The organism is Vibrio sp. R10-SG-ISO4, from assembly GCF_059834135.1.
The window spans coordinates 128,410-140,634 of the sequence record NZ_JCBDHJ010000013.1 but is presented as its reverse complement, the minus strand read 5'-3'; the positions used below and the strand labels follow the sequence as shown (position 1 = coordinate 140,634).

Below are 12,225 nucleotides of genomic sequence, written 5' to 3'. Positions count from 1 at the left end.
GATGTCTCCCTACGCCGCTAATCCGTTACTGCCCGCCGCATCAAGGTGGGTTTTCAAAAAGCCGGTGATTAATCCCTGAATATCCAAAATCAATGACACCGACCCATCCCCTAAAATGGTGGCGCCAGAAATACCGGAGACTTTGCTGTAGTTCGACTCCAAACTCTTGATGACCACCTGTTGCTGCTCTAACAGTTCATCAACCAATAACCCAACGCGATTGCCTGCCGCTTCCACAAAGCAGAGTATGGGGTGCTCACTGGGCGTAGCGGGAGCCAGTTCAAGCTCGGATTGCAGATTCATGATAGGGATGCTTTCTTCTCGTAGGCGATACAACAACACGCCACCGGAAGCGCGTTTGATTTTGCTCTCATCCAAAGAGACCGATTCGATGATGGTCAGCAACGGAATGACAAACACTTGGTCGGCCACTTTGATAAGCTGACCGTCCAAAATCGCCAAGGTAAGGGGTAAGCTGATGGTGAAACGGCTGCCTTTACCCAGCTCGGATTCCACCTCGATGTGGCCGCCCAATTCTTCAATGTTGCGCTTGACCACATCCATACCCACGCCTCGCCCAGAAATATCTGAGACCGATTCCGCCGTCGAAAAACCGGGGGAAAAAATCAGGTTCATCACCTGCTGTTTGGAAAACTCGTCCCGGTTGGCATCGCTCGCGACAACGCCTTTTTCCTGCGCTTTTCTCCACAGCACATCGCAATCGAGTCCGGCGCCATCGTCGCATATTTGAATGATGATAGAGCCGCCTTGATGGAAAGCATTAAGCTCAATGATCCCAGCCTCGGGTTTACCTCGTTCACTGCGCGTTTGGCGTGACTCTATGCCGTGGTCAATGCCATTTCGGACCAAATGCACGAGCGGATCAACAATGCGCTCTAGCACCGTTTTGTCGAGTTCCGTATGCTCGCCCTTGATCACCAACTCCACCTGTTTGTCCAAGCGAGATGACAAATCTCGAACCAAGCGGGGGAAGCGACTAAAGGCAAAGCTCATTGGCAACATGCGAATATTGAGGACTTTATCTTGCAGCTCCTTGCTGTTTTGCAACAGCTGCTCGAGGCCAGCTTTGAGTTTATCCAATTTGTCAGGGGTAAAATCGTTACCAATTTCCGTCAATATGGATTGCGTGATGACCAGTTCGCCCACCAAGTTGATCAAGCTATCGACTTTATCAATATCTACCCGAATGGAACCGACGCTTGACTCGATTTTCGTCGGCTTAGACGCGGTTTTCGCGGGTGTCTCAATGCTTGGTTTGGTTGCGCTAGGTTTAGGTGCAGTGGGCTCAGATGCAATTGGCTTAGGTATAATGGACTCAGACTCGGTGGACTTAGACGCCGTCGCAGCAGAAGAGATTGACTCAGATGGGGCGACTTCTAACGATGCCTCCTCAACCCCACGCTCACCACTCTCTGGTTTTCCTCGCATAATGATGAGATCGCACTCATCCTCTACCCATTCGAATATCTCGCTAATCTCTTCTTGCGCGAGCTGACCATCCATAACGAGATGCCATTTCAGATAACAGAGCTCCGCCTCCAGTTGCTCAATCATGGGTAAGGTGCTGGTGTCGACGCAAATCGACATGTTCGGATCCAGTTCATGACATTCGCGAAGGATGCGTAACGGGTCGTTGCCGCTAAAAAACAGTTCAGGATGGGGAGCAAACGTGATGTAGTAAGGTAGAGAACCCGCATCGGATGCCTCCGCCAATGACTCGTCGGGCTCACTTTCAACGCTTGGTTCGTCACCTAATAAGCGTTCTAGCTCCTGACTGATCTCAGTTTTTAGGTTGGATTCACTAGGGACGCCAGACTCGTGCGCCTCAAGCAACGAGTGTATGCAGTCAACACTGCGCAGCAAGAGATCAATGCTGGCGGGGGTTAATTGGCGCTCGCCATTACGCACCAGATCCAGATACGCTTCAACGGAATGAGTAAACTCGCTGATATCGAGTAAGCCAAACGTGCCGGCTCCGCCTTTAATCGAGTGGGCGGCGCGGAAAATGGTGTTGATCTCTTCACTGTCGATGTTGGTGACATCAAGGTTGAGCAACACCTGTTCGAGAGTTTCAAGGTTTTCCCGACACTCTTCATAGAACATCTTACGCAGTTGAGCCATATCTAGCGACATACTTTCTCCTCAAACGCTCTCTGTTCTAAACCGCTGACTACAGCACGCGCTTCAATGTTTTTAGCAAGGTATCGGGATTGAATGGTTTCACTAGCCACCCCGTCGCACCGGCCTGTTTGCCCTGCAGCTTTTTATCCGCACTGGTTTCCGTGGTAAGCATGAGGATCGGCACAAATTTGTACTGCGGTTTCTCTCGCAGCGCTTTAACCAGCTCAAAGCCGCCCATGTTAGGCATGTTGACATCGGAGATCACAACGTCAAACTTTGCGCTCATCACTTTATTCAGCGCGTCTTTACCATCATTTGCAGTTTCTACCTCATAGCCGGCATCTTTCAGGGTGTGACTGACCATTTGTCTGATTGATACAGAATCATCAACAGCAAGAATTTTAGTCATGAGATCCATCTCCAACGTCTGAACTTAACTTCAATAAGTGTTGTAATCCCAAGGCGTTTGCTCCTTGTTTTAATGTGGCGCTCGGCTTGTCGAGTCGTATCTCGACTGAGTCGCGCTCTGCACTAAGAAAAAGAGAAACAAGGACCTGTAGGCCCGCAGCGTCGACTCGCTCCACATTCGAGGCGAGAATCACAAGCGAGCGATGATCTTGAAGCCACTGCTTAGATTCAGCAGCGACATTGAGCGCACTTGAGATATCAAGCGCATCAGGAAGTAGACAATCCTTTTTCATTGTTATTCTTATTTCCTAGCCACAAAACACTACGCACAAAGTTTTATATTGAGTTTAGGAAAGGTTCGTCATTTGGCAAATGTGACTTAACTTTTGATACAGCAAGTTGCCGTTAAAATTTTTGTCGTTGGAATAAAAACTATCGAAGATTTAGTGGGTTGCCGATGGAGGCTATTTGGAAAAAATCTTATTTTCTACTGTGTTTTATTGACTGGTTCTTTAGTACTAGTTCGCAACCGCGTTGAAGGTAGGGTGTTATAGAATGAGATTTTACAGTGTAAATCGACTCGATTGTGTGGCCGTTTACACTGTAAATTTATCGTCTATTTTACAGTGTAAATTCGACTAGCCAGAACATTGAGATAACCAAGTTTCTATATCAAGCCGAAGCTGAGCTTCGACCTGCTTTTTACCAGGAAAACCTAAAGCCAAGGCACACTCACTCCAGCTCTGTTTTTGCAATACCTTTCTTATCATCACATCGCTGAACGCCTCAAAACCGTGTGTGAATGCAAAGCGATCGAGCAGTGGCGCACAACTGTCATAACTCGCCCCACCTTTTGCATAACACAACAGAAGCGCAGCCGTCCCAGTAGGGACAATGGAAGCATTAGTTTTTGGCGCCAAACTACGGACGACCTCAGTTTCAAGTTGACGCAAACTGTCTGAGAGAGAATAGTGAAATTGCGTGGAGTAATGTTGTGCCACCTGTGCTAGCCACTCAGTATCGCCTTTGATCATAATGACCGAGTGTGTACCGCTGGCGCTGTCTCTTTGACTGCTCACTTTGATCGGTGCAAAACCAGCTTGGCGCCAAAACTTAACCAAATCAGCGGTGGCGCCAAAGCTGGTGGAGAGAAAGTCACACTCAATGCTCTCTTCAAGCTGTGCGAGTACCGCCAGCCCTACCCCTCGCCTTTGTAGATCGGGGTGAACCGCTATTCGCATGACACGCACGCTTTTTTGCTGCGCCGCTCGCTCAATACCAAATTGATTCGCTAAGGTGCTCGGCACCAATTGACCTTTGGGGCGTCGTTTACCGAGCACAATGTCTTGCACCAGCTCTGCGGGCATGTTGCCCTCATCGACGGTCAACACGCAGGCAATGCATGTCCCTGACTCAAACTGAGCATAAACGTTGACGCTAGGCTCATCGAGGATAAGCATCAAATCATTGGGTGACGTCTGATAATGGGCGTTGACCAACAGCGCAAAACACTGGCGCAGCAACTCAGGTTTTGCCAACAGCTGCGCTTTGTCGATGCAGGTGAGCGCTATCTCCGGCAACTGAACAGGCGCAGGTTCTAAATCGGCGTCTAAGGCAAACGTCGAAAAATGCCATGCTTCTAACGGATCGCCCGCGTTCCAACGAATCGGTTGTTGGAGATGAAGTTGTACCATCCCCGGTCTTGCCACTTTAAGCCAATCTAAAAACTTGAGCGTAAAGCCGCGTCCACATCCCTCATAGCCGTGAATGGTGGTCGAAAACACGACGCGATGATAGCGCTCTGTGATCTGTTTGAGCATGGAAATAGGAATCGCAGACGCTTCATCGACCCACAAAGCATCACAATCCGGGCGCTGGCGAAGTAACTCATCTGGCGCAATAAACGCCAGTTGACTCTCTTGGTAGTCTATACATGATTTGCTGACCGTGGCGCCCTCGAGTTGTGAGGCGGTGTGCTCAAACACTGCGCGTGTCGCGGCTAAACTCGGCGCACAGACAAGAAGACGTTTTCGAGAAGCCTTCATCAGCCTTGCCGCCGCGATGCCTAAGGCGCTGCTTTTTCCTCGACCTCGGTCTGCCGTTAACACCAATGGGCGCTTTCTGTGGCCTTCCACCACGCGACAAATCGCTTCAATCGCTGAGTGTTGCTCGATAAACGGATCTTGAGTTTGTCCGCTCGTCATAGTGATGTTGGGGAGTGGTTTATCGGATGATAACCAATACAAGGATTGCATTGAGCGCAGCAACCACGTTTTCGATGAAGAAGCATCGATGCACTTGTCAAGCGTGAATATTACTACCCCGCCCCCTTTGACCGCACCGAGTGCCGCACTGACGCTGTTGGCATCGAAATCGTCGTTCACCGCGACCACTAAGAGCTCTATCTCTTGGCCCAGTAGCTGGGTGCCTTGCTTAGCCGATAGATGACGAACGAGACGGTCATCTTGATTAAAGACAGTGTGACCGAGACAAACCGCCGATTGAGCGCCGCTCGCTGAAAGCGCAGCGCGCAATACCGTGTATTGCCATTGACCATCGCCTTCAATCACCACACCATAACGATGACGCATCAATTGGGCTTGTTGAAAAAGATCGCGAAAAAAGGACTCTATCGGATTCATAACACGTGGTTAACGGTGGACGATGGAGTGAGTATATCACTCTCGCTGTGCGCTGCGACATTCGCTCATCGTTTCTGCCCGCCGCCGCGCGCCAGCAATAAAAAAACCGCTCGAACAAGGAGCGGTTTTAGATGACGTTGATGGAGAAGTTACTGGAGCTTGGCTTGCAAGAAATCCAGAATATCTTGCATCAAAGCATCATCGACTTTCTTTAGGTTCAGCGACAAACTGGAACCTTTACGGCTGTAGCTCGCGCGGCCTTTGACCAGCTCGGTTTTCGCACTGCCACTGGATTTGCTTGGCGTCATCTCTTCAATCCAAGACTCGATCGTTTCAGAGACTTCTTTGGTAATGCGTGCAACCCCTTGGGCTTCACTGCGTTGCCACACAAATCCCTCTTCACACTGACACTTTTCAAGCAGCTTTGCACGGTTCTCATCACTGAGTGCATTGAACTGCTTGTGCAACTTCACAATGGTAGGTCGACCTAAATCCGCCACATTCGGATACGCTTGCAGCAGCTCAAGTGGCAAATCAGCGGCTTTCAACGCTCCACTGACCAAGGCTTCACTGCACTGAAACATCTTCGCCAGCGCTTTCTGATCCTCAGCTTCACCGCTAGCGAGCTTTGCTTGCATCTCTTTGCCCTTCTCATACAGAGACAAAGGCTTGTGGGCGTTCGCCACATCGGATAAGAATTTTGCATGTTGGGTGTTGATGTCATCGGCAACATAGATCAAGAACTCTTTGTTGGACAAAATACACGACATGCGGCGACGGCTACCATCGAGTACTTCAATCTTGCCATCTTCACGCTTGCGACCGACGGCCGGATACTGCTGGCCGCGCTCACGTAAAGTGACCAACACATCCGATAACGCATGCTCATTGAGGAAAGATTGCTCGCGGGCATTATCCGCAAAGACAACCGTCTGCGCTTCCACTTGATCGGCCGGAATACGCACCAACTCAAACTGCACTAACTCCTCACCCGCAACCGCTAACTCGATAAACTGCGCTTTATCTTTCGCTGCTTGCTGGGCTTCTTGTGGTGTCGTAACTTGGCGTTTATTCGCCTTGCCGAACAATCTTGCATTTAAGTCTGAAGTTTTAATTGCCATACTCTAGTTTACCCCTGATTCAGTGATGACCAGTGACTGTGCAACACTCGCTCTAGCTCCAGTGCACTCTTTTGTACCGCATCTTGCGCGGTCGCTAGGGTTTTCTTACCGCCTTCGAAGTCGCCGGTCGTGAGGTCAAACACCGTGCTGTAGGTGTCCGCACAGGTTTCAAACGCGCGGCTTCGCGGAATGGTGGCCATCATCACCTGATCGCCAAGCAAGTAGTTCATCTCAGTCAACACAGAGACTTGCTTCTTGTTGTCATCTTCAAACATGGTGGGCATCAGACGCACGAACTCAAGCCCTTTCCAATCTTCTGGGAACATCTCATACACCGTAGGTAGGTGCTGGAAGAAATTGACCGTCGACGCCCAATCCAAGCGCTTCGCCGCACAAGGGATCAGCAGCGCATTTGACGCGTACATGGCATTCCATACTAGAGGATCCACGTGCGGACCGGTATCAATCATGATGACATCAAAATCGTCAGCAATCTTATCGATCAGCTTTTCTTTAAGTAGTTTTACGATATCCAACGACTGATTCTGCGACAAGCTTTGCCACGCTTCTGCGTTAAACATCGCATCTTCTGGGAAGGCAGACACGGTTTTTAAATTCGGGTACTGCGTTGGTAGCATGACGTTTTTGCGCAAAAATGCCTTATCGACCTCAGTACCTTCAGGTACGTTATCGAGCATGATATCCACTGCAGAATAGATACTCTGGTGTTCACTGATGCTAATTTGTGGATTTAAAAATAGACGCAACGAACCTTGTGGATCTAAGTCAATCAAACAAATTCGGTAACGTTTATCCAGATTGAGCGCTAAGCACGCCGCTAAGTGTACAGCGGTCATCGACTTACCGGTTCCGCCCTTTTGGTTCTGAACGTTAATGATCCACGGCTTATTCTCTGTGTTCTTTTTACGTTCATGAAACTTGGGGATGCCCGCCGCATCCATCAACATGTGCGCTTCTTGCAATGAAATGGAGTAGTGATTGGCGTTGTTTTTCGTAAATTGGTGACCGTCCGCTTCGAGCTTACTGATCGCATCATCTAGTTTGCGACGCGTTAGCCCTGAGCGGGTTTCCATCAGCGCTTTCGACATCGGAGGAAAATGTTCGTCACGACGTTCTTCTAATACGATCTCTATGCGGTCCGCTTGAACTTGAGCCGTCTGCTCCGCCAATTGGTAGAGACTCTCTATGGTTTGTTCTCTTTTCATTGCCAAAATCCGTTGTAAGTGACTAAAATAAATTGTACAGCATTTAATAAAACAAACAATAAAAAGGTGAACATTCACTTATGGATTAAAATCACATTAAATAAAAGAAATCGGAACAATTTGATGACTTCTTGCAATCTGATGTTATTTTCGTCAATAAGGTGAGCAAAATCGCCTAAAAATCTTAGCCACTTTGCTTCGCGTTCTAACCTCTCGTAAAAGTGTTACCTTGTCACATATTTACATTGTAAACTACAAAAGCAAACCGAAAGATGAAGTAGGGCAGAAGTGTGGTGTTTTAATCCAACGAGTGCGTTCAAACCATTAATGCACCACAGCGTTCGCATTATTCACTTCTGACATACTCACCACAGAAAATCTCATCGCCTGTATCGGAACGATTAGGTTTTCCTCCTATTTTACGGAGCGTGTCATTTCAATCTTTACCGATCTAACCAAAACCTCACTCGCGTTGCGGTACGAAGCCGTTTACGTGAGCAGAATGAGTGATAATAGCTCTCGCAACGCGATCATAATTCAACCGGATCCAGCGGTTGAGTATTCGAAACGATGATCAAGGGACATCACTTGATCATGCTTTCGCTCCAAATCTGTGAAACTGGAACGATGATCAAGGCAACAAACCCTAAATCTCATCAATTGAACCTCGCGATCTTTCATCGCAAATGATCGGATCAATGATCAAGTGAATTGATGCTTCGGAAGCATGTAAAATAGAGCTTTATTTACGGACAAATGCAGATGGAATAAGAACTCATGCCAAAATAGCGGTGTTTAGCCAATAAATCAGATTGACAGGCACAGAATATGGGAAGAAACACGAATCACTTGATCATGCTTTCGACCTATATCGTCATAGAAGCCGTTGAGAGCAAAGTTGGTCGAGATTGCCGTTCAAATGCGATGATGGACAATAAACGGTGGAAATCTGAGCGAAATAAGCGACACGGCTCAGAGACATCAGCAGAAATGGCGTTTCCTTGATCATGTTTTCGGCATCACAGAGCGCTCAGCACAACCAATAAACCGCCGCTTATTGACACTTAACGATGCGCTCTGTGGATAACGTGTGAGAGAGTGATGATCATGCTTCTGCCAGCCCAATGATCATTGATTCAGCAACCACATGATCATGGTTCTTGGATATTTTGATCATGCTTTCAATAACTTAATGATCATGCTTTCGTCTTTCACATGATCATGCTTTCCAAGTCAAAAAAAATAACGCGCCAATAAACAATGACTTAGAAGGAAACTGACGGCCAGATCATAAGATCATATAACCAATATAGATCAAATAAATCAAAAAGATCAGTTATTTAAAAACCTCTAATTTTTTCTTTATTTATGATCTTTTTTTCTTTATTCTTCAGGAACTATAGCGATATTACGGCTAGTGTGATACGGATCTAATCATGAGTTCTGACGAAAAAATACTGATCAAAGCCCCAAGAAGCCACAAGGATGGCCATTTATTTGAGGTGTCTGAAACGGCTGTCCACTGGATAGAACAATACCAACACTTCAAAGGGGTGACGAAAAGTATTGTCGAACTGCTCAATCTCATCTCACTGCGAGGATTCAGCAGCAAAGATGGTTTGGTTTCAACCACTGAGTTGATCGATGCAACAGATGGGCAAGTCACACGAGCAGCCATTCAGCAGCGATTACGCGCCGCAGTCAACATCGGCCTGTTTTTACAGGTACCAGTGCGTTTTGAAGAAGGGTTAGCGGGCAAAACCATGCTCCATCGCTTTGTTAACCCAAACCAGTTGATTTCCGTGTTGGGCGCCACCAGCTTGGTCACGGAATCGGTGAAGCAAAGTGAGAAACAAAAACGCTCTAAGGCACTGGCTCAAACTCAGGTGAACAAGCGCTTGCTCAATGAGCATGGCTTGAATATTCCCCCAGCAATGAAAGATGAAGCGGATCAGTTTGTGGTATCGCCTACCAACTGGGCGGGCATTATCGATCAAGCCTTAGCGCCGCCCAGAACGCGCAAACAGTACCAAAAAAGCATGGTGTCGATCTCAGGCACGCGCGCGGTGATCGAAACACGATCATCTAAAAACATCATGACGGTGGATGATCTGATGACGCTCTTCGCGCTGTTCACCTTAACCGTGCAATACCATGAGCACCACCAGCAACAATATCAACTCGATGCAACGCACGTGCCTAACAAAACGCCACTCTACATCACCGACATTTTGTCGCTGCGTGGCAAAAAAGACAGCGGCCCTGCACGAGACTCCATTCGTGACAGCATCGATAGAATCGAGTTTACCGACTTTCAGTTACACGAACTCACCGGCCGTTGGCTGAGCGAGAACATGCCAGAAGGCTTTAAGAGCGATCGTTTTCGTTTCTTGGCCCGAACCATTACCGCATCGGAAGAGGCACCTACAGAGGGCGCTGACGGCGAAATTCGCATTAAACCGAACCTCTACATCTTGGTCTGGGAGCCGTCGTTCTACGAAGAACTGCTCACGCGTGACTATTTCTTCTTGTTCCCACCTGAAATTTTGAAGCAGCATACCTTGGTCTTCCAGCTGTATAGCTATTTCCGTAGCCGTATGGTTCGTCGACACACAGATCAAATGCTCTTAAGCGAGCTAAATCAAAAGCTTGCGCGCAACATTGAGTGGCGCCGTTTTTCAATGGATTTGATCCGAGAGCTGAAAAAACTCTCGGAAGGGAAGGGCAGTGACGATCTGTTTGTGGTCAATTTGTGGGGTTATCACTTAACGATCCGCACGATCGCGGAAGGCGACAAGATCAAAGATTACGAATTCGACATCAAATGCGATGCTGAAGAAGTGCTGCGTTATTCGCGTGCACGTACCACCAACGCGGGTAAGCGCAACATGGCGCCGACGCTGCCCAACCCGCTACGTAATGAGATGGTCACACGCCAACAGCTTGATGAGATGTCGCAGATCATTGATGGCGAATTCGAGCCTATCCAACGTAAAGAGCGCGCGGCCAAAGGCAAATTGGGCCGTCGGGTAAAACAGCGTAAGCACTTAGTTGAGATCAACGCCGATGAGATCACCATTACTCTCTCCAAATATACCTCTCCAGAGGCTCTAGAACGCTCTATAACGGCGTTAGCGGCGATGACAGGGCACTCCCATAACTCCATCCAAGAAGAGTGTCTGGAGCTCATTGACAAGCTTGATTACCTGCGGGTCGGTGAAGAGGTCATCCCATACGAGACTTTGAGTAAAATGGTCGAGTTGTACAACAGCCAAAGTGAAAACAAGCACTTGTCGATCGAACGCTTGATTGCGGGCCTCGCCGTGCGCCGAAAAGTGTGCAAACAAGTCCATGAAGGGCATCTGGATGAGACCGTATTCCGCGCATTAGATGAAGTGGCGGTGTAGTTTGCGGCCTTGTCTGACAATTGGACACTATCACTACATTACCCTGACACTTTACTGACATAAAGCGCGCCGAGCTTGGCTATTATTTATCCCGAATAGACAACCTTTTGTCCTTTCTGATGAATGAGAGATAGGATTATCTCTGATAGATTGGCTCATATTGTTACATTCATTCTGAATATTTGGCGAGTTCGATGAACTCGCTATTTTTTTGCCTGTTGATCCCCTATTTCTCCTTTTACGCTGCTTCTCTTAAGCGCCCATGCGACCTTCATTACCTTGATCATGCTTTCGGATCACAGTGCAAGATCACCGACATCCCTTGATCATTCTTCCAAAGATTGAAATCTCGGTACTGACACCGCTTCGCTTGAATCTTTTTGTTTGGATAAACCTTGGTCTCAGGATGGAGTCAGCCCGTTGTTACGCTTCGGGAGTGCGGAGAGTTGGATGTGGCAGAGGGAGAGAGTAGGGCACACCTTAGAAAAAATGAGAGCTGGATCGCCTGACTTTTCTTAAGGGTAATCATTTAAATGTATCGCTAGTTTTTCTGCCCTGCAAAGGCTATTTATAAAATAATCGGTAAGAGTGTTCGAACTATTAGCGCAATCACATTCTGACGCTAAAATTCTTAACAAGGGATAGGCGTATTTGCTACAGATTAGGCGTCCCTAGCATGGTTTGTTCGGAGGTTACTATGTCCATTAATTCTATTGACCATGATGAAATGACTCATATTGCCGGTAAGTGGGACTTCACGGAAGAAGTAGAAACAAAAGAGCCAACCAAGGCAGTCAAATCTGCCGAGGCACGTAGACGTATTGAAGCATTGAGAGAGATACGTGAAAGCGGCTTATCGATTGAAGAAGCGAAAGAACTTGGCTTACTTCATTAAGCAATCCCCTAATTAGTTAAGGGCGGCCATAGTGCCGCCCTTAGTTTTTCCAAAAGAGCGATGTTTTTTTGATCTTGGCGGGTGAGCGAGGTGATTGAGACTCTACTTTGCTCGCTGGTGTGTGGTATATTCCCACTCCATATTTTTACAGAAACTGAGCGTGATTGATGTCGATTAACCTGTCGAACCTTCCTGCCGAAGAAAAAAACAAGGTTGAGCTTGATAAACAAGCGTCATTTTTGGTTTGGAAGCTCCGTGAGGCTAAAACTGGCCCAGATGAAGTGAATCAGCAAGCGGCCAAAATCAAAGATGAGAACGAGAAAGCGTTCTTCTTAGACTCTGTAGCCAAATATAAGCGAGTAATGGGCGTGTTGTGACCCCATT

The 12,225-nt window shown here is 47.7% G+C and carries 10 protein-coding genes; 4 read left to right on the top strand and 6 right to left on the bottom strand.

Annotated features, from left to right (window positions below; genetic code table 11):
* Positions 1-9: 9 nt before the first annotated feature.
* The 6 genes from AC6R03_RS07115 to AC6R03_RS07090 all read right to left on the bottom strand — a co-directional run bounded on the left by AC6R03_RS07115 (position 10) and on the right by AC6R03_RS07090 (position 7,539).
* Entirely contained in the window at positions 10-2,154 is a 2,145-nt protein-coding gene (locus AC6R03_RS07115) for a chemotaxis protein CheA (RefSeq protein WP_500630981.1), read from the bottom strand.
* A gap of 37 nt (positions 2,155-2,191) precedes the next feature.
* Complete coding sequence (locus AC6R03_RS07110) at positions 2,192-2,551, bottom strand: response regulator (protein WP_334553027.1); 360 nt, start codon at positions 2,549-2,551, stop codon at positions 2,192-2,194.
* Positions 2,544-2,843 carry an STAS domain-containing protein gene (locus tag AC6R03_RS07105; RefSeq protein ID WP_500627343.1) on the bottom strand — a complete coding sequence of 100 codons (300 nt, stop codon included), beginning with the start codon at positions 2,841-2,843 and terminating at the stop codon, positions 2,544-2,546. Before AC6R03_RS07105 ends, AC6R03_RS07110 begins: the two co-directional genes overlap by 8 nt.
* 345 nt (positions 2,844-3,188) lie before the next feature.
* Entirely contained in the window at positions 3,189-5,192 is a 2,004-nt protein-coding gene (locus AC6R03_RS07100; RefSeq protein ID WP_500630982.1) for a tRNA(Met) cytidine acetyltransferase TmcA, read from the bottom strand.
* A 149-nt stretch (positions 5,193-5,341) separates the two neighbouring features.
* Positions 5,342-6,313, bottom strand: coding sequence for a ParB/RepB/Spo0J family partition protein (locus AC6R03_RS07095; RefSeq protein ID WP_334553022.1), 972 nt, complete (start codon positions 6,311-6,313; stop codon positions 5,342-5,344).
* Positions 6,314-6,321: 8 nt separating this feature from the next.
* Positions 6,322-7,539 (bottom strand): ParA family protein, encoded by a 1,218-nt coding sequence (locus tag AC6R03_RS07090; protein WP_500630983.1) that lies wholly within the window; start codon positions 7,537-7,539, stop codon positions 6,322-6,324.
* Positions 7,540-8,367: 828 nt separating this feature from the next.
* Between AC6R03_RS07090 and AC6R03_RS07085 the strand changes: the two genes are divergently transcribed.
* From AC6R03_RS07085 to AC6R03_RS07070, 4 genes are all read left to right on the top strand, one after another.
* A complete protein-coding gene (locus tag AC6R03_RS07085; protein WP_500630984.1) occupies positions 8,368-8,544 on the top strand; it encodes a hypothetical protein in 177 nt (58 codons plus the stop codon).
* A gap of 431 nt (positions 8,545-8,975) precedes the next feature.
* Complete coding sequence (locus tag AC6R03_RS07080) at positions 8,976-10,946, top strand: replication initiator protein RctB domain-containing protein (RefSeq protein ID WP_487902458.1); 1,971 nt, start codon at positions 8,976-8,978, stop codon at positions 10,944-10,946.
* Between the two features lie 697 nt (positions 10,947-11,643).
* Entirely contained in the window at positions 11,644-11,841 is a 198-nt protein-coding gene (locus AC6R03_RS07075; protein ID WP_334553016.1) for a PA3496 family putative envelope integrity protein, read from the top strand.
* Positions 11,842-12,008: 167 nt separating this feature from the next.
* Positions 12,009-12,218, top strand: a complete 210-nt coding sequence (locus tag AC6R03_RS07070) for a DUF3283 family protein (RefSeq protein WP_500627348.1) — start codon at positions 12,009-12,011, stop codon at positions 12,216-12,218.
* The last annotated feature ends 7 nt before the right edge of the window (positions 12,219-12,225 follow it).